Genomic DNA, 21324 nt, shown 5'->3' with positions numbered 1-21324 from the left:
GGATGCCACCGCCGGACGGTTCTCCATCGCGCCCCGGGCTGCTATACTCGCGCGATGCCCCCGCTGACCCGACGCGTCCTCCCGATCCTCCTCGCCCTCGTCTCCACGGCCATGGCTCCGGTCCATCTGGCCGGGCAGTTCACCGACGCCCGACTGCCGAGGCAGGGGAAGCTGTGGCTCACCGTGGCGCCGACCCTGCTGAACTGGACCGAACAGTTCGCCCTCGACTCGAGCGCGGGGATCCTCGATGGGGAGCGCGAGCCGCTGGCCGCCCACTTCGACGGTCCGCTCGCCCGCCGCATGTTCCCCCCTCCCTTCGCACTCATCCAGGAACTCAACGGCGATGCCGAGGTGCTCGGCTTCGAACCCGTGACCGAGGACGACTTCTCGTTCGGCGGGCTCGACTTCTCGGCGATGCGGGCCCAGGTACGCCGACTCGGGCTCGGCGTCGAGCTGGGGGTCCTCGACTGGGTCAGCGTCGGCGCCCGGGCTCCCTTCACGCTCACGGACATGACGGTGGGGTTCGCCTTCGATTCCACCGCGACCGTGACCGGAAACGGCGTGGCCTTCGAGGCCGGTGCGCCCTTTGTCGTGGACGCGCGGTCGGCGCTCGACGATCTCGGTTCGCTCATCCGCGGCGGCACGCTGACGGGGACTGCGCTCGAGGAAGCGATCGCGCTCCAGAGCGCCACGCGGAACTTCGTCAACACTCTGGGGCAGCGGGCCGCCGCCGGAGCCCTGATTCCCACCGCTTCCAGCGTGGCAGGGACCCAGATGGCGCAGCGCTTCGCGGATTTTGCGGCGGCGTTCGACGCGCTCGGCCTCACGCTGCCGGAGCTCTCCCTGCCCGAGTTCGCGACGGAAGATGACTTCAATTCGTTGTTCCTCGGTCAGGGCTTCGCCGACCGACTGCCGAGGGACAGCAGAAACGAGCTCGATCTGGGGGAGGTCGAGGTCTTCGTCCGTGTGAACCTCTTCGATGGCATCACGCGCCGCAGGCCGATCCCGGGGCCGGGCGCGGCGGCGGCGGCGGGGTCGGATTCCGGAGCGGACCCGGAGCGCGGCGTGCGGCTGCGTACAAGCGTGGGCGCACTCGCCCGCCTCCCGATCCGAAACCGCAACCTCACGATCTTCGGCGACCCGTCGAATTCGGCGGACATCCCGATCGGGGACGGCCAGACCGACATCGAGCTGGCGCTGTACCAGGACATCGCCTTCGGGAGCCGCTTCATGATCCGCGCGTCCGCGCGCTACGGGATGCAGCGCACGGACGAGGCGGTGATCCGCTTCTCGCCTCCGGATCGCCCCTATAACCAGGAGGACCTGGTGGCGCTGATGAGGAGGGATCTGGGGGACTACGTCGCGGTTCTGGTCCGCCCTTCGCTGCGCTTCAACACGGGCCTCAGCGTCGGACTCGAGTACGACTACTTCCGGCTGCCCGCGCCCACCTATCAGTTCGTCGGGATGATCGAAGGGCTGGACCCGAACACGGTGGCGGAGGAGGGAGCGCAGACCCGCCACCGGCTGGGCGTCGGACTCCTCATCGATATCTCCGAGGCCGGCGGCGTCGAGGAACTGCATCAGGGGGCCAAGCCGGTGCGAGGCGCCTACCAGTTCGGCATCTCGCTGCGGCGGGCAATCTCCGGCTCCGGGGGACGGACGCCGGCCTCTTTCCGCTACGGGGCCGAACTCCGCTTCCCGATCAGCATCTTCTAGCGGCGCAACCCCACTTCGGCCGGCGCTACAACTGGCCGGCGAGCAGCTCCTCGGCGTGGGCGCGCGAGGCACGGCTGGCCGGGTCGCCGCCGAGCATGCGAGCGACTTCGTGGACGCGTTCCCCGCCGGTGAGCACCCGGACCGATGTCCGGACGCCTTCGGCTTCCGTGACCTTGCCGACGGAGTAGTGGGCATCGGCACGCGCCGCGATCTGCGCGAGGTGCGTGACAACGAGCACCTGGTGCGCGGCGGAGAGCCGCACGAGCCGGGCCGCCACCCGGTGCGCCACCTCTCCCCCGATCCCGGCATCGATCTCGTCGAACACGAGTACCGGCAGGTCGTCCACCTCGATGAGGGCGGTCTCGAGCGCGAGCATGAGGCGGCTCATCTCGCCGCCCGAGGCGACGCGCCGCAGCGGCGCCGGGGGGAAACCCGGATTCAGGGAGACAAGAAACTCCACCCTTTCGGCGCCGGTCGCCCTGATCTCGCCGAATGCGTCGAGCGCGATCTCGAGGCGGCCTCCAGGGAGACCGAGTTCCGGGAGCGCGGCCGTCACGGCCTCGAGGAGCGCGCGGGCCGACTCCCGGCGCCGCTCGGAGAGTTCGGACGCCAGCGCGGCCAGGTCGGTGGACGCGGCTTCTCGCGCCGTTTCGAGGCGCTCGATCTCGTCATCGGCGCCCCGCACGGTCTCCAACTCGCGCCGTGCCTCCTCGCCCACCCGGATCACATCCTCCAGCGTGCCGCCGTACTTGCGCTTGAGCCGGTACAGGAGATCCTGCCGGACGCGGATCTCGTCGAGCCGCCGAGGGTCGTGCTCGATCGAATCGCGGTACGGCGCCAGGTTCCGTCCGAGTTCCTCCACGTTGCGGAGCGCCGCGTCGAGCAGGTCGCGAAAGGGGCCCGCCTCGCGGTCGATCGAAACGAGGGCCTCGAGTCGGGCCGCGAACTCGCCCAGCCGATCGACGATCGATCCCTCGGCCTCGTACAGCCCGTGATGGAGCGAGCCCGAGAGTTCGATCAGCTCCTCCGAGTGCGAGAGGCGTCGGGCCTCCGATTCGAGCGCCCCATCTTCGTCCGGTTCGAGCCCGGCGGCGGCGATCTCGTCCCGCTTGAAGCGCAGGTAGTCCGCCCGTTCACGCCCCTCGCGCGCGGCGCGGCGCGTCTCCTCCAGGCGGCCCTCGATCCCGCGCAACGCTTCGAATGCGACCGCCGTCCGAGTGGCCAGCGCCTCGTGCCGGCCGTGGGCGTCCAGGATCCGGCGCTGCCACGCGCGGTCGAGGAGCCGCTGGTGATCGTGCTGTCCGTGGAGGTCCAGGAGCCGGCCCCCGAACTCGCGCAGCTTTCCCGCCGTGGAGGGTGAGCCGTTCACCCAGGCCCGATGCCGGCCCTCGCGGCGCAGCTCGCGGCACAGAATGAGCCAGCCATCTTCGTGATCGACGCCGGCGTCCTCGCACAGCGTCCGCAGTCCCTCGACGTCCTCGATCTCGAAGCGGCCTTCGATGCGGGCGGCGCCCGTGCCCGCCCGGATCATGTCCTGCGACGGCCGGCCTCCGACGAGGAGCGCGAGCGCTTCGACGAGGAGGGACTTTCCCGCCCCCGTCTCGCCGCTGAGCACGCTGAGGCCCGGTCCGAACTCAAGCGTCGCCTCCTCGACGACGGCGAAGTTCCGGACCCGAAGCTCCCTCAGCATCCTGGCTCCTCGCCGTCCCGCCCGGAGCCCCCGGATGGGGCCGTCGGGTGTTCGCGGACGTCGCCCCAGCGCAGCTTCCGCCTCAGGACGGTGAAGAACGAATGGCGGGGCAGCCGGACCAGCCCCACGGCGTGCCTCGAGCGGGCGACCTCCACCCGGTCCCCCACCGAGAGACGGCAACCGGGCTGTCCGTCGACCGTCAGTTGCAGGTCGTGGTCCCCCGAGAGGAGTTCGACGGAGATCCTCGTGTCTCCCGAGAACACGACCGGGCGCACGGCGAGCGTGTGCGGCGAGATCGGCGTCGCGACGATGCCCTCCATCGTCGGCGAGACGATGGGCCCGCCCGCGGAGAGGCTGTAGGCCGTCGAGCCCGTGGCCGTGGCGAGGATGATGCCGTCCGCGCTGTAGTGTCCCACTTCGTCGTCGTCGGCCAGCACGCGCAGCCCGATCAGGCGGGCGAAGCCGCTCTTGTGGATGACGGCGTCGTTGATCGCGTAGAAGCTCCGTCCGTCCGGCCCGCTGGATCCGTTCGGAACCACCCGGACGCGGAGGGCGAGCCGCTTCTCGAGCGCGTAGTCCCCGCTCGCCACCATCGACATCGCCGCCTCGAGTTCATCCTCCGAGACCATGGTGAGAAACCCGAGCCGGCCCAGGTTGCAGCCCAGCACCGGGATCCCGCGCGGCGCCGCCAGACGCGCCGCCCGCAGCAGCGTCCCATCTCCGCCGAGGGCCAGGACGAGGGCCACATCCCCTTCGATCTCCTCCGGCGCGGCGGAGTCGCGGCCCGCCATCTGCGCGAGCGGCGGTTCGAAGAGGAGCGAGACCCCGAGTTCGTCCGCCTTCCGCTCGACGCGCTGCAGGAGCGGTTCCAGTTCCGGGTGGTCGGCGATGCCGATGATGAAGAATTTCATGGGCCGCTCAACGGTCGCGGTCGAGGACGAGGCGTCCGATTTCGCGCAGCCGGTCCGCGCCCGCCAGCGGTGAAATCGCGCCCAGCGCGTCGCGGCCGAACTCCTCCGCGCGGGCTCTCGCGCCCTCCAGACCGAGGACCGATGGCATCGTCGCCTTTCCCAGGGCTTCGTCCCGCCCGCCGATCTTCCCCATGCGGGTCGAGGATCCCGTGACGTCGAGGATATCGTCCACCGTCTGGAATGCGAGCCCGATCGCGATCCCGAAGCGGGTCAGCCGATCGACCGTCTCCTCGGACGCGCGGGCCGCCACGCCGCCCATGGTGCAACAGGCCGCGATCAGCTGAGCGGTCTTGCCGAGATGGATGCGTTCGAGCGCCTGGGAGCTGACGCTCTTCTTCTCCGCGAGGAGGTCGAGCAGCTGGCCGCCGACCATGCCGTCGCTGCCGGCCGCGGCGGTGAGGACCCCGATGAGCCGGGCCGCTACGGGATCCGGCAGCTTCAGGCCCGCCGCTCCCTCGGCCACGGCGCGGATGGCGAGCGGAAGCAGCGCCGCGCCCGTCATGACGGCCGCGCGCTCTCCGTAACGGACGTGCACCGTCGGCCGACCCCGGCGAAGGTCGTCGTCGTCCATGCACGGAAGATCATCGTGGATCAGGGAATACGTGTGGACGAGTTCGGGCCCCAGCGCCACGCGATGGAGCGCACGCGCGCCGTTCCCGGCGCCCGACCCGGCGGCGGCGCCCGCGGCTTCCCACGCCCCGACGAAGAGGAGAGGCCGGATCCTCTTCCCCTTCGCGAGCACGGCGTACCGGATGGGCTCCGCGATCGGGCCCGTCCCCCGCAGCGTCTCGGACAGCCAGCCCTCCAGTTCATCATCGATGGCGGCACGCAGCTCGTGCAGCTCGTGCGGTTCGAGGGTCACGGTTCGCCGTCCGGCCGGTCCTCCGGCTTGCCTCCCGCCGCTTCCGCACCTTCCATCGGCGTCGCTTCCAGCCGTCCCGTGGACGAAGCGATGAGTTCTTCGACACGGCCGCTCGCCGTCTCGAGCCAGCGCCGAGCCTCCCCAAGACGGCCGATCCCCTGCTCGAAGAGGGCGATCGCCTCGTCCAAGCCGATGCCCTCCCGGTCGAGGCGGGCGACGATCCGTTCCAGTTCCTGGATCGCCGTCTCGAATTCGAACTCCCTCGAAGGCTCGCTCATGCGTCCGGCTCCCCGGCATCCGGCTCCGCCGCGTCGCGTTCCACGGCGTCCGTCGTCGCCGCGACCCGCCCCCCGGTGACCCGCAGGCGGAAGCGTTGGCTCGGCGTGAAGTCGTCGATCCGCGTGAGACGGCGTCCATCGAGATCCGTGGCGACCGCGTAGCCGCGGGCCACGGTCTTGAGCGGGCTCCGCGCGTCGAGCGATGCGGCCACTTCGGCAAGCCGTGTGCGAGAGCGGGCAAGCACGCGCTCCATCCCCGCCGGGAGGCGGGCCGCCATCGTGTCGAGGCGCAGCTTCGCCACATCGCGCGCGTGGCCCGCGGAGGCCGGCAGGCGCTGCGCGAGCGCTTCCACGCGATCGCTCCCGCGCACGATGAGCCGGCGCAGCCCGCGGGCCAGACCCCTCCCCGCCACGTCGAGCGAGGCGCGGACGCTCCGGATGTCCGGCGCGGCGAGTTCCGCCGCCGCGGACGGCGTCGGCGCCCGGAGGTCCGCCACCAACTCGCACAGGGTCACGTCGACCTCGTGCCCGATGGCGCAGATGACCGGCACCGGACTCGCCGCGACGGCGCGAACCGCCGTCTCCTCGTTGAAGCACCACAGATCCTCCACGGACCCGCCGCCCCGGCTGAGGATGATCGCGTCGAGCGTCCGGTCCGGACCGCTCGCGCCCCAATCCGCGAGACGCCCGAGGGCGGCCCGCACCTCGGCGGCGGCGCCCTCGCCCTGCACGCGGCAGTGGCGCACCACGATATCGACCCAGGGGGCCCGCCGACGGAGCACGGTGATGATGTCGTGAACGGCCGCGCCGCCCCGCGAGGTGACGACGCCCACGCGGCGAGGGAACGCAGGCAGGGGACGCTTCCGCTCCGGATCGAACAGGCCCTCGGCCGCCAGTTCCCGGCGGAGCCGCTCGAAGGCGATCCGCCACAATCCCTCGCCGGCCGCCTCGAGGGCGCGCACGCGCAACTGGAACCGGCCCTGCCGCGCGTAGAGGGTCGGACAGCCGTGGACGAAGACCTCCATGCCGTCCTCCGGATCCGCGGGCAGGCGCCAGGCATCCCCCCGGAAGAAAACGCACGCGACGCTGGCGTCCCGCTCCTGGTCCCGGAGGGAGAAGTAGCGGTGCCCGGCGGACGATCGGGTCCAGTTCGTCACTTCGCCGCGGACCCAGAGGTCGCCGAACCGCTTCTCCAGCGTGCCGCGCGCCGCCTCGTTCAGGTCGGATACGGTGATCGCGCCCTCCGGCGAGCGGCCATCGCGGACTTCCGCCGCGCCGAACAGCGAGGCCTGACGCGTCACGGTCAACTCGACGCCGCCACCGCCCCCGCCGCGGCGAGGCTCGCCGTCCGCTCCGCCGACCTCACGGTGTTCCGGAGAAGCATGGCGATCGTCATCGGCCCCACGCCGCCGGGAACCGGAGTGATCCAGCTCGCGCGCTCCGCGGCCTCGTCGAACGCCACGTCGCCGACGAGCCGATAGCCTCGCTCCGTGGTCGGGTCCTCGACCCGGTTCACGCCCACATCGATCACGACGGCGCCCTCCCGCACCATGTCGCCGCGGACGATGCCGGGGACACCGACGGCGACGATGAGGATCTCCCCTTGGCGCGTCACGGCGCCGAGATCCGCGGTCCGGCTGTGCGCCACGGTCACCGTGGCGTTCGCCCCGGGTTCCTTCTGCAGCATGATCTGGGACATCGGCATGCCGACGATGTTCGAGCGGCCGACGATGACGACGTGGGCGCCGGACGTCTCCACGCCCGTCCTACGGATGAGTTCCTGCACGCCGGCGGGGGTGGCGGGGCGGAAGGCGCTGGCGTCTCCCTGGGACATTCGCCCCTGGTTCACGGGATGAAACCCGTCGACATCCTTGGCCGGATCGATCCTCTCCGTCACCTCGCGCTCATCGAGGTGTCGAGGCAGGGGGAGCTGTACGAGAATCCCGTGGATGGCCGGATCCGCGTTCAGTTCGTCAACGATGCCGAGAAGTTCCGCGCGGCCGATGTCGGCCGGCGGCGCGATGTCGCGGGCGTAGATCCCGGCCTCTTCGCAGGCCCGCGTCTTCATCCGCACGTAGACGTGCGAGGCGGGATCGTCGCCGACGAGGACGACGCCGAGGCCGGGCCGGATCCCCCGCTCCGCAAGGGCCCGCGTCCGTTCCGCCACTTCAGCGCGGATCTCGGCCGCGATCCGCTTCCCGTCGATGAGCTGCGCCGTCATTCATTCTCTCCGCTGTTCGCGTGGCTGGTAGCGTGGTTGTCAGCGTGGCCGGTAGCGTGGTGGTTAGCGTGCGAAGTCCACGGTCCGCGACTCGCGCACGACGACGACCTTGATCTGCCCCGGATACTGCAACTCGTTCTCGATGCGGCGGGCCGTCCGCTCCGACAGCCTCGCCATCTCTTCGTCGGAGACCTTGTCCGGGGTCACCATGATCCGGATCTCGCGCCCCGCCTGAATCGCGTAGACCTTCTCGACCCCGTCCCAGGAACTCGCGATCTCTTCCAGTTTCTCCAATCGCTTCACGTAGTGCTCAAAAGACTCCCGCCGGGCGCCGGGACGGGCGCCCGAGATCGCGTCCGCCGCCGTGACGAGGAAGGTCTCCGGATAACGGGCGGGCTCCTCGCCGTGGTGCGCGCGGATCGCGTTCAGCACCCCGTCCTTCTCCCCGCACTGCTTGCACAGGTCGTAGCCGATCTCGACGTGGCTCCCCTCTTTCTCATGCGTGAGCCCCTTGCCGATGTCGTGCAGCAGACCCATGCGCTTCACCAGCTGCGCATCGAGCGACAGCTCCGCCGCCATCGTCGCCCCGATGAGCGCGACCTCGTGCGCGTGCTGCAACTGGTTCTGCCCGTAGCTGGTCCGGAAGCGGAGGACGCCGAGCACTTCGCGGAGTTTCGGGTGCAGGTCGTGGATGCCGAGTTCGTACAGAACCTCGTCTGCCGCCTGCCGCATCGTCGCCTGGACGTCGTCCCGCGCCTTCTCCACGACCTCCTCGATGCGGCCGGGGTGGATCCGGCCGTCGCCGACGAGGTGATCCATCGCCAGCCGCGCGACTTCGCGGCGGACGGGATCGAAACAGGAGAGGATGACGGCCTCGGGCGTATCGTCCACGACCACGTCGACGCCGGTGGCCGCCTCGAAGGACCGGATGTTCCGGCCCTCGCGCCCAATGATTCGGCCCTTCATGTCATCGCTGGGGAGAGTGACGACCGAGACGGCCGCTTCGGAGGAATGATCGACGGAGAGCTTCTCGATCGCCTGGGAGATGATCTTGCGGGCTTCCCGTTCGGCCTCGCCCCGGGCCCGCTCGGTGACCTCCCGCACGTGCTGTGCGGCGTCCGCCCGCGCCTGGTCGCGAATCTGGCCCACCAATTCACGGCGCGCGGCTTCCCGGCTGATGCCCGCGATCTCCTCGAGCCGCCTGCCGAGTTCCCGCTCGCGGTCGACGAGTGCCTTCGCGCGCGTTTCGAGTTCGCCGCGCTCCGCCTCGATCTGCTCGCGGCGACGATCCACCCGCTCCTGCCGCTGGTCGATCTTCTCAAGTTTCCGCTCGAGCGTCTCGCTCCGCTCCAGCGTCCGCTGCTCCAGCCGCTCCAGCTCGGCGCGCCGGCGCTCGGCCTCTCTGGCCGATTCCTCCCGGAGCCGCTGTGCCTCTTCGCGCCCCGCAAGTTCCGCCGCCTTGCGGAGGCTGCCCGCCTCCAACCTCGCGGACTCGACGATGTCCCGCCCGTCGCTCTCAAGGCGGCCACGCGCCCGGCGCAGGCCCCGCCGCTCGATCAGAATCCCTGCCAGGCCCCCCGCCACGAGACCCGCGATGGCCAACAGCATCGTCGGCACGGTGATGGATTCCAGCATGGCCAGACTCCAATCCTCGAACCATCTATGAACAAAAAAACCGGCGGACTCATCCACCGGTGCATGCCGCTCAGATCGGACGGAACGATGCGCTCCGACCGATCATCTATCTGAAGCTGGGGCCACGCTCGTGCGAAGCCGCCTTACGGACAGCACACCGCTGCTGATTCCCTCTAACTCACGCCAGGAAACGTCGCTTGGGACTCTGCACGCCGCAAGCTACGGCACGGTGTTGCCCGCGATGGACTCGAGCCGTTCGGTCACTTCCGTGACCCGCGCTTCGACGGCGGCCGTGAGTTGCTCGACGTCGCGGCGGGCCTGCAGGAGTTCATCGGTGATCTCGAGCGCGGCGAGGATCGCGGCGCGGTGGAGTTCGGCCGCACCCGTCATGTGCGCACGCTGAATCGCGTCGTCCACGTACTTCGCGCACGCCCGGGTGTGCGCTTCACCCCGGTCCGTCCGGATCCGGTATCGGTCGCCGAAGATCGTTACGCTGATCGGAGGCGAATCATCCGCTGAAGTCATACCTCATCCTCCACGTGAGCGAGGCGGTTGCGGAGTCGCACGGCCTTTGCCCTGGCCTCGGCCAGCATCTCGCGCAGGCGACGGTTCTCGGCCGTCACCGCCTTGAGTCGCTCCTCCATGTCGGGGGTCGCCGGTCCGCTCGGGCCCGCGACCCCGGGTTCCGTCCGCGGGGTCTGGATCCTGCCCGCCGCCCGGGAGAGGCGGTCGAGCAGTCGCTCGATTTCCCGTTGTCGGTCAAGATTTCCGGATTCTGGCACCGAACCGTTTCTCCAGGGCGTTGGAAAGCGCGGACATCTCCGATTCGACATCGCGATCCGTGAGCGTACGGTCGGGGGCCCGGAAGCGAAACGTCCATGCGAGTCCGAGGCGGCCGCCTTCGATCTCTTCGCCCGAGTAGACGTCGAAGAGGCGTACGTCACGCAGGAGGTCGGACGTCGCCTCTCTCGCCGCCTGCTCGATTTCCGCGGCGGGAATGCCTCTCGGCACCGTCATCGAGAGGTCCCGGCGCACGGCCGGGAACGGCGACGTCTTCCGGTACGCGGGCACGGTCCGCCCCTCGACGGCGGCGAGGTCGAACTCGAGTGCGAATGCGGGCGCGGCCCACGGTGGAGCGTCGAGGGACACTCCGTCCACGGCTCCCGCCACGCCGACCACGCGGCCGTCCTTCACGGCGCGAAACCCGCCACGGGAGAGCCAGGGTCCCGCGAGGGACGCTCCGCTCTCCGGCGCGCCCGCCGTCGAGGCGTCCTCGCGCGGCTCCAGCGTGGCCCCGCAGAGACGATCCGCGAACGATCCGGCGATCTCCTTGAGATCCCACAGGTCGAAGTCGAGTCCCGGCCCCGACCAGTGATCGGGGCGCCGGGCTCCGGCGACGACGGCCCCCACTCTGCCCGACTCCTCGAAACGGCCGGTGCCGTCCACGTCCCTTTCCCGATCAGGGCCGGACGCGTACCCGAACACGGTGCCGAGTTCGAACAGGCGCACGTTTCGGTTGCCGCGCGCATAGTTGTGTTCCAGGCGGCGAAGCAGCACGGGAACCATCGCGGATCGAAGGCAGCTCTCCTCGGCCGAGAGGGGGTTCGGCACCGAGACGGCGGCGCGATTCCCCCGGAAGTCCTCCGGCATGAAGCTCAGGCTGCGCGCTTCGAGGAGTCCTCGTCCAGTGAGCAGCTTCCGCACCCTGGCCGCCTTTTCGACGCGCGGATCCGCGGGCACGGCGCTGGGCCGGAACCTGCGGTCCTGGCCGGCCGCGGCGTCGTACCCGACGCGGCGCGCAACCTCCTCCACGAGATCGATCTCCCGCGCGACATCGGTGCGCCACCCGGGCACGGAGACGCGCAGCACGTCGGCTGCTCCGCTCGCGCCGTCGCCGCCCTCCACGCCGGGGAGTGCCTCGAAGCCGATCGGCTCGAGCGCGGCGAGGACGTCCACCCCCTCGAGGCCGAAGCCGAGGACCTGGTTCACGCGACTCACGCGAACGTCGATCGGCGGGGCCGGGGGCGGTGCCGGGCCCGCGCGGAGGCCGACGAGCTCCGCCTCGCCGCCGGCCGTGGCGACGATGAGCTCCACGCAGCGCGCGAGCGCCCGCTCCTGGGCGTGGACATCGATCCCCCGCTCGAAGCGGTAGGACGCGTCGGTGGAGAGCCCCGCCCCGGTCCGGGTCCGCCGCACGCCGGCCGGATCGAACGACGCGCACTCGATGAGCAGGTCGACCGTGTCTCCCGTGACCTCCGTGTCGAGCCCTCCCATCACACCCGCGAAGGCGATCGCGCGATCGCGGTCCGCGATCACCGTCTGGTCGGCCGTGAGCTTGTGCTCCTGGCCATCGAGCGTCGTCAGCGGCTCGCCCGCCACGGCCGCACGCACGCGGATCTCCGCTCCGGCCAGCTGGGCGAGATCGAACGCGTGCAGCGGCTGGTTCAACTCGTGGAGAACGTAGTTCGTCGCATCGACGACGTTGCTGATCGGACGCGCGCCCACCGCGAGGAGCCGGCCCGCGAGCCATGTAGGCGACGGCCCGATGCTGACCCCCCGGATGACGGCGGCCATGTAGCGCGGACAACGGTCGAGATCCTCGATGCGAACCGTGACCCCGGCTCCACTCGCCTCGGACTCGCCGTCGCGCCACTCGGGCGACCACGCCGGCCCCCCGAAGCCGCGCAGCGCCGGAGGCCCTCCCACTTCCCGCGCCACTCCCACGTGGCAGGCGAGGTCTACCCGGTTCGGGTTCAGGTCCAGCGTGAGACGCGTGTCGGGCAGGCCGAGCGCCGCCGCGAGCGGCGTTCCCGGCTCGAGCCCGTCCGCGAGGCGCATGATGCCTCCCTTGTCGCGGCCCAGTTCGAGTTCGGCCTCCGAGCACAGCATGCCGTGACTCAACTCGCCACGGATCTTGCGGCTCTCGATGCGGAAGCCGCCGGGGAGTTCGACGCCGGGCGCCACGTGCGGATAGAACCCTCCGGTGGCGATGACGGGCGCCCCGCACACCACGTCGAGCACCGCGCCGGCGCCCCGGTCCACCTTGCACAGGGTGAGGCGGTCGGCGTTCGGGTGCGGACGGGTCTCGAGGACGCGGGATACGACGATCCCGTCCAGCTCCGCGCCCACGGTCTCGAGCTTCTCCACCGCGGCAGCGGTCATCGTCAGGCGCTCGGCCAGGACCCGCGGGTCGCGCAACTCCCCGCGCAGTCCGGCCAGTTCATCGATCCAGTTGAACGAGATCTTCATGCGAACTGCTGCAGAAAGCTCATCTCCCCCTCGTAGAGGAGCCGCATGTCGGGGATCCCGTGCCGCACCATCGCGATGCGGGCCGGTCCCATCCCGAATGCGTAGCCCGTGTAGCGCTCCGGGTCGTAGCCCACGGCCTCGAAGACCGCGGGATCCACCATTCCGCTTCCCATGATCGTGATCCAACCCGTGCGCTTGCAGGTGGAGCAGCTGCCCCCGGCGCACACCGTGCACGATACGTCCACCTCCGCCGAAGGCTCGGTGAAGGGATAGAAGGACGGCCGAAACCGGCTCTTCGTCCCCGGACCGAAGAAGTGGTGTACGAAGTGCTCGATCGCGGCGCGGAACTCCACGAAATCCACGCCTTCATCGACCGCGAGACCCTCGATCTGCTCGAAGGCGGGAGCGTGCGAGGGATCGAAGGAGTCGCGCCGGTACGCGAGCCCCGGCACGACGACGCGCACGGGCGGCTTGAAGGCCTCCATCACGCGCGCCTGGACGGGCGACGTGTGCGTCCGCAGTACGACATCCTTCTCCAGGTAGAAGGTGTCCATCATGTCCGCGGCGGGATGATCGAGCGGGATGTTGAGCGCCGTGAAGTTGTACCACGTGGACTCGATCTCGGGGCCGAGCACGCTCGTGAAGCCGAGTTCGGCGAAGATCTCGCAGATCTCGTCGATGACCCGGGTCACCGGATGCACGCCGCCGACCCAGCGTTCGCGGGGGGGCAGGGTCAGGTCGATGCGGGCGCTCGGCCCGGCGGTGGCGCTCTCCAGCGCCTTCGCGCGCGCTTCGAGGGCGCCGCGCAACACCGTCTTCACGGCGTTCGCGCGCTGTCCGACGTCGCGTCGGGCCCCGGCCTCGACCGTGCCGATCAGGGACATGACGTCGGCCAGCCGACCGTTGCGGCCCAGGTATTCGACCCGGGCGGCCTCCAGCGTGGCGGAGTCCGCGGCCTCCCCGATCGCGGCGAGCCCCTTCCCCTCGATGGCGGCGAGCCGATCGAGGAGAGACGCTCCGGCCGGGGTCATGGGCCGTGCGCTTTGGCCACCTCGACGAGCTTGGTAAAGGCGGCCGGATCCCGGATGGCGAGGTCCGCGAGCACCTTGCGGTTGAGGTCGACGCCGGCGCTCTTCAGCCCGCTGACGAACCGGGAATACGAGATGCCGTTCTGCCGGGCCGCGGCGTTGATGCGGGCGATCCACAGTCGGCGAAAGTCGCGCTTTTTCCTGCGCCGATCGACGTAGGCATAGGCCCAGCCGCGCTCGACGGAGTTCTTCGCCGTACGGTAGAGCTTCGAACGCGCCCCAAACTGGCCGCGGGCTTCCTTGAGGATCTTTTTCTTCCGACGGTTGCGTGCAACGCTGCTCGTCGCGCGTGGCATGACCGCACCTCCTGATTCCTGATGCTGAGACTGTCCGGGTACTGTCCCGGGAATGGGCGGGGACTGGGCGAACCCGTGCCCGAACTAGGTTCCCAGGAGCCGTTTCACCCGCTTCTCGTCCGCTTTCGCCACAAGGGTCCCCTGCCGGAGCCGACGCTTACGCTTGGGGCTCTTCTTCGTCAGGATGTGGCTGTGGTAGGCACGCCGGCGCCGGAACTTCCCGCTGCCGGTCTTTCGAAACCGCTTCGCGGCGGACCGGTTCGTCTTCATTTTCGGCATCTTGCGTATGCTCCGGTTCTGCTCCGTCCGTGGCCGTCCGCGACGGAGTCGTCGTACTGGAGTGGTCGCAGCCCCTCGCAGGGCCCTGCTACGTGCGGTGCGGTCCCATCAGCATGGTCATCGTGCGACCCTCGTGGGAGATGTCCGACTCTACCACCGCGATGTCCTCCAACTCTTCCTTGACCATCTCGAGGATCCGTCGCCCCCGCTCCGGGTGCGTGACCTCGCGGCCCCGGAACATGAGCGTGAACTTCACCTTGTCGCCATCCGAGATGAACCTGCGGGCGTGCCGCATCTTGAAGTCGATGTCGTGCGCCTCGATCTTCGGCCGCAGCTTCACTTCCTTGACGTGGATGATGTGCTGTTTCTTCTTCGCCTCCCGCGCCTTCCTCGCCTGCGCGTACTTGTACTTTCCGAAGTCCATGAGCCGGCAGACGGGCGGTCGCGCGCCGGGCGCCACCTCCACGAGGTCGAGCCCGCGTTCGGCCGCGAGGCCACGAGCTTCGTCCGTCGCGACGATGCCGAGCTGGTTGCCCTCTTCATCGATGAGCCGGATCGGGCTGATCCGGATCTTGTCGTTGACTCTGGGATCTCCGTTCACTTCACCTCATAAAAAAAGCCCGGTTCGGCGACGACCGACCGGGCACGAAGGCACGCCCCTCCGGGGGAGTGCGCCATCGACCCGGCAGCAGCACGATTCCGTGCGCCGATAGGGTGGGGGCATCGCGGCCCCGCTTGTCAGTTTTTCAACGACCGGAAAGTGCCCCCGCACGCCCGCGCTGTCAACGCCGGCCAGCGGGTGAACTGGCAGGCGTCACGTTTCGAGGGACCGGGTCTCGACGCGATCACGGATCCGGGATACGAAGCCGTCGAGGGGGACGACTTCCTGTTTGCGCTCGGCGCCGCGCGCGCGGACGGCCACGGTGCCGGCCTCGACTTCGCGGTCTCCTATGACGAGGAGGTAGGGGACCTTCTGGAGTTCGCCGTCGCGGATGCGGTAGCCGAGCGTGTCGGAGCGGGCGTCGAGTTCCACGCGCAGACCCTCCGCGACGAGCCGGTCCCGAATTCCGGCGGCGGCCCCCGCGTGCGCGTCCGTGATCGGGAGCACGCGGACCTGGACGGGCGCCAACCACGGAGGGAAGGCCCCGGCGAAGTGCTCGATGAGCACGCCGGTGAAGCGCTCCAGGGTGCCGAAGATGGCGCGGTGGATCAGCACGGGGCGGTGCGGCTTGTTGTCCGTCCCCATGTACTCGAGTTCGAACCGCTCCGGCAGGTTGAAGTCGAGCTGGATCGTGGCCCCCTGCCACTCGCGGCCGATCGCGTCCTTGTACTTGATGTCGATCTTGGGGCCGTAAAACGCGCCCCCGCCCTCGTCCAGCTTGTATTCGAGTCCGCCGCGCTCGAGCGCATCGCGCAGGGCGCCCTCGGCCACGTCCCACACCTCGTCGCCGCCGATCCGCTTGTCCCCGTCCGGGCGCGTGGAGAGATCGAACCGGTAGTCGAGACCCAGCGTCGTCATCACGGTGTCCACGAGTTCGAGGCAGATGAAGATCTCGTCCTCGATCTGCTCCGGCGTACAGAAGACGTGCCCGTCGTCCATCGTGAGCATGCGCACGCGCAGCAGCCCGTGCAGCGTCCCCGACCGCTCGTTGCGGTACACGTTCGCGATCTCGGCCAGCCGCACCGGAAGGTCGCGGTAGCTGCGGGGATTCGCCGCGTAGATCGTGATGTGGCCCGGACAGTTCATCGGCTTCACGCGGAACGCTTCCCCGTCCTCGTCCTCCATGCGCGGGTACATGTTCTCCGCGTAGTTCGGGAGGTGCCCGGAGCGCCGGAAGAGCGCCTCGCCGGAGACGTGCGGCGTGTAGACGAACTGGTAGCCGTGGGACTCCTGCAGGTCCTCGATCCAGCGCCGGAGTTCGAGTTGCAGGCGCGCGCCCCTGGGGTGCCAGCACACGAGCCCGGGCCCGATCTCGTCCTGGATCGAGAACAGATCGAGTTCCCTGCCGAGCTTCCGGTGATCGCGCTTGCGGGCCTCCTCGACGCGGGCGATGTACGCCTCGAGCGCCTCCCGCGAGTAGAAGGCCGTGCCGTAGATGCGCTGGAGCATCTGTCGCCGCTCGTCGCCGCGCCAATAGGCTCCCGCGGCGCTGAGAAGGCGGAAATGGCGAATCTCGCCCGTGCGGGGAGCGTGCGGTCCCCGGCACAGGTCGAGGAACGGCCCGTTCCGATAGACGGAGATCGCCTCGCCTTCCGGAATCTCTTCCAGCCGCTCCAGCTTGAGCGGATCGTCGGCGAACAGTTCCAGGGCTTCGTCGCGCGTGACTTCGCGGCGCTCGAACGGATCGTCCGCCCCCGCGACCTCGGCCATCGTGCGCCCGATCTCTTCAAGGTCCTCCGGCGTGAAGGGCGCCGGGACCTCGAAGTCGTAGTAGAAGCCGTCGTCGATCGGGGGGCCGAAGCCGATCCCCGCCCCCGGGTACCGTTCCCGCACGGCGGTGGCGAGCGCGTGCGCCGCGGAGTGGCGAAGGACGTAGAGCGCGTCGGGGTCCTCGTCGCTGCGCGTGACGATCGCGACTTCCGCTCCATCCGGAAGGGCGGCCGAGAGATCCGCGAGCGCGCCGTTCACGCGCGCGGCCACGGCGGCCCGAGCCAGCCCCGGACCGATCGACGCGGCGAGGTCGGCGGCGCTCGATCCGTGCGGCAGCCGCTTCGAGGAACCGTCGGGGAGCGTAACGGAAATCTGGGAGTCGTTCATCGGCCTACCCGTCGATGCACGATTTCGAGTTGGACTCTCGGTGGACGCGGAAGCTAGGGCAGCGTGCACGGATCGCCAAACGCCGGCACCTCGCGTCGCGGATGAGGCCGCGTTCGGGAGGAGCGTTCAGCGCGTCCTGAGCACGGTGACCTGCGCCCGCGCCCGTCCGGGGAGGTTCGCCCCGGTCGGGTCCATGACCTCCACGACCAAGACGGGGGTCGCGCCCGAGCTAACGAGCGAGAAGTAGCGTCCCGTGGAGGAGTTCACGGTGAACTCGGTCGAACTGTTCGTCGAGACATGGACGTTCACCCTCGAGGGGGTGAGCGGGAAGTTGCGCGTGAACGGGCAGCGGTCTCCGAGATTGGACTCGCTCAGTTGTCGGAACAGCGCCGGGAGATTCCAGGTCGCCCACTGCGTCCGGGGATCCGCGTCGGCCGGCACGCGGTCGTCCGCGATGAGGGAGGTGAGGTACAGCGAGAGGAGTTCCTCCCATTCCATGTTCACTCCGGCGACCGCCTGGAGCGTGCGCTCCACGTTGGTGACGCCCTTGAAGTGTGCGGGCCCGCCCCTGGTCAGATACCGGAATAACTCCTCTTCCCGGCTCCCGGGCAGCGCTCCCCCGCTCCCGGACGCCCCGAACTGGTCGCCGAGCCAGCGCACGAACCCGTACGCGAAACCACGGAATGAGAGGGACTCCACTCCGCCGGGATCTTCCCCGCTCGCGTCGCCGAGCGCCGGGGCCGCACCCGGACCGTTGGGATCCGGCGGACAGCCGCCCCGCAGGAAGCGCCCGAGGCGGATCTGGTTCACGACGTGAAAGTGGTTGTAGGCGGTGAGTTGTTCCTCGCTCGTCGTGATCATGTCCAGATCCAGGTTGGCCCTGGTCCCGAGCCCCGCGGCCCGGAGGCCAGCGATCTCCTCGGCAAGGTGGGCCATGCCTTCATCGAGCCATGCGACCTCTCGATCGCCGAAGATGTTCCCGCTCCCGAGCGTGACGCGCTGCTGGGTGTTGAGCAGGTGGGCGAACTCGTGCGCGACCGTCGACCGCGCGAGGGCGTTCGCGAAGCTGAGGCTGATGTCCGAGCCGTAGTCCTCGTCCGGATCCGGGCCCACGAGATAGAAGATCTCCCCCTCGTTCGAGGCCTCGCAGCTCGATCTGGTCGTGAGATCGCGCGCGAGGAAGAAGCCGGCGACGACGCTCTCCTCTCCCGCGGGCGTGAGCTTGTTCACCTCGGCCGTGATGAGAGCGAACACGGTCCCGTTGTTGTCGATGTCCGCGGGCTCGCCGAAGTAGGCGACGTCCGTCGGATACACGACTTCGTCCAGCTGCCGGCCGATCGCCTCGAATTCGGCCTCCGAGAACCGGTCGCTGTCCGGCTGACTGTGGAACTGGAGGTCTTCCACGATGGTGAAGTACTCTCCCGCGTACCTGACTTCGCCCGTGACCATCGTCGGGTTGCGGCAGTTCACAACGAGATTCGCGCCCACGCCGACTCGGAAGGTCAGGGTGTCACCGAGGTCCGGCGGCCGCAGGGCATCGGCCAGGTCCAGCGGATCGAGCCCCGGCGTTCGGGACCGTATGGGCTGCGCCCCCACCGCGGCGAGTTCCTGCAGCTCCCGCTCCCGAAGGACGCGCTCGCGCGCGAACCAGGACTCCCGGCGGCGAAGGTCGCGGCTCAGCTCTCCCCCCCCGGAGGTGAGACGGGGGGGTTGGGACGGGGTCACGTTCCCGGAGGCGCGCTCGGCGCGCACCCGGATACAGCCGTTTACGCTCTGGCCGGGCGCCTGGGATGCGCTCTGTACGATGACTTCGTAGTCGCGGGGCGCGTCCGAGCCGGTCAGCTTGAAGGCGCGCACATCCGCCGCGTTGTCGAGCGTGGCGTGCTGGCCGGGCGTGAGGTCCAGCGTGACGGACACCGACGGCGTGGCCGCCCCCCCGCACCCCGTGGCGAGCGGAGGAGGCGGCGGAGGAGGCGGCGGGTCCGTCGTGCCGCCGCCGCAAGCCGCGAGCGCGAGAGCGGAGATCGCGACGCCCGGCAGACGCGGGGTCTCGCCCCGGCGCGCCAGGCGAAGCCGCTTGCCGCACAGTATCGGCATGCTCCGCCTCAGCATGCTCCGCGTCAGCATGCGCTGCCTCAGCATGCTCTGCGTGCGTCTCTCACAGTTCGATCTCCCTGGCACGGTCCACGACGCCCGCCGACTCCCTGGCGGGGCCAGCGGGCCGGCACCCCTCCGGCGGCCAAGATACCCGCCCTTCGCGATCCGTGCCCGCGGGGGGTGGCAAGGTCAACGAGTCCGGAGCACGACGATGCGGACGCCCTCGGAAGAGGGGACGGCAAGTCCGGCCTGCGTCGTGAGCCTCAGGCGGACTTCCGGGTGCGGCCCGTCGCTCTCGAACTGGAAATAGTATCCGGTCGAGGCGGCAAGTTCGAAGTCGATCCGGGCATCCGTCCCATCGGCGAGCGGAATATCCAGCGCCTCGAGCGGGAAGGCGCGCGCGAAGGGAGCCCTTCCCTCCAGTTCCCGGTGGAGGGCGGCGAACACATCGCGAAGGTTCACCGTCTTCACCTGCGTCGCGGGGGGAGCGCCGGGCAGATCATCCGCGATCGGGACCAGCGCCCAGGCCGCGAGCAGGTCCTCCCATGCGCCCGGGGCGCCGTGCGCCCGCGCGACCCGCTCGACGTTCTCCACGCCCCGCGTGCGAGCAGGCCCGCCGCCCGCCAGGTCGTGGAAGATGGCCTCCTCGGCGGCACCGCCGAGCAGTCCGCCGCCCTCCGGCGCGTACTGATCCGCGAGCCAGCGGAGGAAGAGCCACCCGAAGCCCCGCATCGCGAGCGAGGAGATTCCGTCGGGGTCCCGCGCGTAGGCGTCGCCCAGCGCGGGAGTCCGGTGCGGGCCGAGCATGTAGAACGCGGAGCGGCGGAAGTTCGGGAAGAGATAGGTTCCGAAGTTGGCGGAATTGGCGGAGAGTTCCGCGAAGTCGTAGTTGCCGCCGGGACTCAGAAAGGCGCCAGACATTCCGACGAACGTCTCCGCCGAGTGCGCCAGCGCCTCGCTCAGCCAGGTTTCCTCGAGGGAGGCGAACGAACCCGCGGCGAGCACGGTGCGGCGCTCGGCCGAAATGAGGTGCGCCAGTTCGTGAGCGGCCACGCCGACCGCCCCGTTCGTCGCGTAGGACAGGGGTACGGGTCTGGAGAACCGACCGTCGGGATCGGCCGCGAGGAGGTAGAGGATCTCCCCGCCGTTGGATGCCGCGCAGTCTTCGGGGTCGGCCAGATCGGCCGGATTGAAGAACCCCAGGATCCTGGTGTTGCTGTCGCGGGGCGTGGTCCGGTTCACGACGGGCGTGAACAGGACCCATACGACGCCGTTCCCGTCGATATCCGCGGGCTCGCCGAAATACGCCGAGAGTACGGGCCGGACCGACCTCTCGAGCGATCCGAGGACGGCGTCGTAGCGGCCGCCGGTCACGACGCCGGCCCCATCGAGATCTTCCACGATCGCGAAGTTCGGGCCCACCGCCCGGACGACGGCCGTCACGTCGTGGATCCCATCGCAGTCCACGTCGAGATTCGGATGCACCGCGTTGCTGAAGATCGCCGTGTCGCCGACGGAAGGGCGGGTCGGGACCGTGGGAGCCGTATTCGCGCGCGTCGGCCCCGGGGCCGGCGACGCGGCGGGCAGCGGGCGGAGCGGGCGCGCGCCCAGCACCGCGCGGCGGGCATTCGTCCGGAAGGTGAGGTCGGCCCGCGACGCATCATCGAGGCGGCGTCCGTCATTCTCGAAGCCGAACAGGTCGGCCGACAGCGCCCGGGCCGGAGCGACGAGCGGTGGGACCCGCGCCGCCGCCGCCCCCCTGGCCCGCGCATCGAGCCTGAGAAGCGTCGTCGCCCCCGGCCGCCGCAGGGCGCTCTGCACGACCATCAGATACCGCGCCGCGGCGTTGCCCGCTCCGATCTCCACGATCTGGACGCCTCCCGCCGGCAGCACGCACATCTCCCCGGCCGCGAGCGACAGCGTGACCCGAGTGGCGCCGCGCCCCACCGCCAGGGGACAGAGTTCGTCCGCGGGGCCCGCGGGGCCCGTGGCGTCCGCACAGGCCAGCGGCGTCAGGATGGCAAGACATAGCGCCGACCGCGCGACACGCGCGCGAGCCGTTGTAGCTGCGGGGTGGCCGGGGCGGGATCCGAAATGCCGCATCGGACGACGTTAACCCCGGGGGGCAGATGCGCGAAGGCCCGGCCGAAGCCGGGCCTCCCGCACTTCCCTGACAGCGGACGG

General features: G+C 70.0%; 18 protein-coding genes. 1 reads left to right on the top strand and 17 read right to left on the bottom strand.

Annotation, left to right across the window (positions count from 1 at the left end):
• The first annotated feature begins 54 nt into the window (after positions 1-54).
• Positions 55-1716: a hypothetical protein gene (locus OXN85_05770; GenBank protein MCY3599458.1), complete on the top strand. Its 1662-nt coding sequence runs from the start codon at positions 55-57 to the stop codon at positions 1714-1716.
• 25 nt (positions 1717-1741) lie between these two features.
• On the opposite strand, the gene recN is transcribed toward OXN85_05770, so the two are convergent.
• The 17 genes from recN to OXN85_05685 form a co-directional block, all read right to left on the bottom strand.
• Positions 1742-3406, bottom strand: coding sequence for a DNA repair protein RecN (recN, locus tag OXN85_05765; protein MCY3599457.1), 1665 nt, complete (start codon positions 3404-3406; stop codon positions 1742-1744).
• The gene (locus OXN85_05760) at positions 3400-4317 is read right to left on the bottom strand and encodes an NAD(+)/NADH kinase (GenBank protein ID MCY3599456.1); all 918 of its coding nucleotides are present in this window, start codon (positions 4315-4317) and stop codon (positions 3400-3402) included. The genes recN and OXN85_05760 overlap by 7 nt, the downstream gene beginning before the upstream one ends.
• A 7-nt stretch (positions 4318-4324) precedes the next feature.
• Complete coding sequence (locus OXN85_05755; protein ID MCY3599455.1) at positions 4325-5239, bottom strand: polyprenyl synthetase family protein; 915 nt, start codon at positions 5237-5239, stop codon at positions 4325-4327.
• Positions 5236-5517: an exodeoxyribonuclease VII small subunit gene (gene xseB, locus OXN85_05750; protein ID MCY3599454.1), complete on the bottom strand. Its 282-nt coding sequence runs from the start codon at positions 5515-5517 to the stop codon at positions 5236-5238. The genes OXN85_05755 and xseB overlap by 4 nt, the downstream gene beginning before the upstream one ends.
• On the bottom strand, positions 5514-6818 hold the full coding sequence (gene xseA / locus OXN85_05745) for an exodeoxyribonuclease VII large subunit (GenBank protein MCY3599453.1): 1305 nt from the start codon (positions 6816-6818) through the stop codon (positions 5514-5516). Before xseA ends, xseB begins: the two co-directional genes overlap by 4 nt.
• A gap of 2 nt (positions 6819-6820) precedes the next feature.
• Complete coding sequence (locus OXN85_05740; protein MCY3599452.1) at positions 6821-7738, bottom strand: bifunctional 5,10-methylene-tetrahydrofolate dehydrogenase/5,10-methylene-tetrahydrofolate cyclohydrolase; 918 nt, start codon at positions 7736-7738, stop codon at positions 6821-6823.
• 63 nt (positions 7739-7801) lie between these two features.
• Complete coding sequence (rny, locus tag OXN85_05735; protein ID MCY3599451.1) at positions 7802-9373, bottom strand: ribonuclease Y; 1572 nt, start codon at positions 9371-9373, stop codon at positions 7802-7804.
• Between the two features lie 219 nt (positions 9374-9592).
• The gene (locus tag OXN85_05730; GenBank protein ID MCY3599450.1) at positions 9593-9898 is read right to left on the bottom strand and encodes a cell division protein ZapA; all 306 of its coding nucleotides are present in this window, start codon (positions 9896-9898) and stop codon (positions 9593-9595) included.
• Positions 9895-10155, bottom strand: coding sequence for a hypothetical protein (locus tag OXN85_05725; protein ID MCY3599449.1), 261 nt, complete (start codon positions 10153-10155; stop codon positions 9895-9897). Before OXN85_05725 ends, OXN85_05730 begins: the two co-directional genes overlap by 4 nt.
• Positions 10133-12622, bottom strand: a complete 2490-nt coding sequence (pheT, locus tag OXN85_05720; protein ID MCY3599448.1) for a phenylalanine--tRNA ligase subunit beta — start codon at positions 12620-12622, stop codon at positions 10133-10135. Before pheT ends, OXN85_05725 begins: the two co-directional genes overlap by 23 nt.
• Entirely contained in the window at positions 12619-13653 is a 1035-nt protein-coding gene (pheS, locus tag OXN85_05715; protein MCY3599447.1) for a phenylalanine--tRNA ligase subunit alpha, read from the bottom strand. The genes pheT and pheS overlap by 4 nt, the downstream gene beginning before the upstream one ends.
• Positions 13650-14006, bottom strand: a complete 357-nt coding sequence (gene rplT / locus OXN85_05710; GenBank protein ID MCY3599446.1) for a 50S ribosomal protein L20 — start codon at positions 14004-14006, stop codon at positions 13650-13652. Before rplT ends, pheS begins: the two co-directional genes overlap by 4 nt.
• Before the next feature lie 84 nt (positions 14007-14090).
• Positions 14091-14285, bottom strand: a complete 195-nt coding sequence (gene rpmI / locus OXN85_05705) for a 50S ribosomal protein L35 (protein MCY3599445.1) — start codon at positions 14283-14285, stop codon at positions 14091-14093.
• Positions 14286-14373: 88 nt separating this feature from the next.
• Complete coding sequence (infC, locus tag OXN85_05700; GenBank protein ID MCY3599444.1) at positions 14374-14886, bottom strand: translation initiation factor IF-3; 513 nt, start codon at positions 14884-14886, stop codon at positions 14374-14376.
• A 213-nt stretch (positions 14887-15099) separates the two neighbouring features.
• Complete coding sequence (gene thrS / locus OXN85_05695) at positions 15100-17043, bottom strand: threonine--tRNA ligase (GenBank protein ID MCY3599443.1); 1944 nt, start codon at positions 17041-17043, stop codon at positions 15100-15102.
• 126 nt (positions 17044-17169) lie between these two features.
• Positions 17170-19170: a hypothetical protein gene (locus OXN85_05690; protein ID MCY3599442.1), complete on the bottom strand. Its 2001-nt coding sequence runs from the start codon at positions 19168-19170 to the stop codon at positions 17170-17172.
• Between the two features lie 159 nt (positions 19171-19329).
• On the bottom strand, positions 19330-21243 hold the full coding sequence (locus OXN85_05685; GenBank protein MCY3599441.1) for a hypothetical protein: 1914 nt from the start codon (positions 21241-21243) through the stop codon (positions 19330-19332).
• Positions 21244-21324 lie beyond the last annotated feature (81 nt).

This window comes from Candidatus Palauibacter australiensis, from assembly GCA_026705295.1.
Taxonomy (GTDB): domain Bacteria; phylum Gemmatimonadota; class Gemmatimonadetes; order Palauibacterales; family Palauibacteraceae; genus Palauibacter; species Palauibacter australiensis.
Note: the sequence above shows the minus strand (reverse complement) of the source record. Positions and strands in the feature narration are given on the sequence as shown.

Bases quoted from the DNA above. Each gene is read 5' to 3' on its own strand.
- OXN85_05770 (MCY3599458.1), top strand. From the start codon at position 55: ATGCCCCCGCTGACCCGACGCGTCCTCCCGATCCTCCTCGCCCTCGTC.
- recN (MCY3599457.1), bottom strand. From the start codon at position 3,406: ATGCTGAGGGAGCTTCGGGTCCGGAACTTCGCCGTCGTCGAGGAGGCG.
- OXN85_05760 (MCY3599456.1), bottom strand. From the start codon at position 4,317: ATGAAATTCTTCATCATCGGCATCGCCGACCACCCGGAACTGGAACCG.
- xseB (MCY3599454.1), bottom strand. From the start codon at position 5,517: ATGAGCGAGCCTTCGAGGGAGTTCGAATTCGAGACGGCGATCCAGGAA.
- OXN85_05740 (MCY3599452.1), bottom strand. From the start codon at position 7,738: ATGACGGCGCAGCTCATCGACGGGAAGCGGATCGCGGCCGAGATCCGC.
- rny (MCY3599451.1), bottom strand. From the start codon at position 9,373: ATGCTGGAATCCATCACCGTGCCGACGATGCTGTTGGCCATCGCGGGT.
- OXN85_05730 (MCY3599450.1), bottom strand. From the start codon at position 9,898: ATGACTTCAGCGGATGATTCGCCTCCGATCAGCGTAACGATCTTCGGC.
- pheT (MCY3599448.1), bottom strand. From the start codon at position 12,622: ATGAAGATCTCGTTCAACTGGATCGATGAACTGGCCGGACTGCGCGGG.
- pheS (MCY3599447.1), bottom strand. From the start codon at position 13,653: ATGACCCCGGCCGGAGCGTCTCTCCTCGATCGGCTCGCCGCCATCGAG.
- rplT (MCY3599446.1), bottom strand. From the start codon at position 14,006: ATGCCACGCGCGACGAGCAGCGTTGCACGCAACCGTCGGAAGAAAAAG.
- rpmI (MCY3599445.1), bottom strand. From the start codon at position 14,285: ATGCCGAAAATGAAGACGAACCGGTCCGCCGCGAAGCGGTTTCGAAAG.
- thrS (MCY3599443.1), bottom strand. From the start codon at position 17,043: ATGAACGACTCCCAGATTTCCGTTACGCTCCCCGACGGTTCCTCGAAG.
- OXN85_05690 (MCY3599442.1), bottom strand. From the start codon at position 19,170: ATGCTGACGCGGAGCATGCTGAGGCGGAGCATGCCGATACTGTGCGGC.
- OXN85_05685 (MCY3599441.1), bottom strand. From the start codon at position 21,243: ATGCGGCATTTCGGATCCCGCCCCGGCCACCCCGCAGCTACAACGGCT.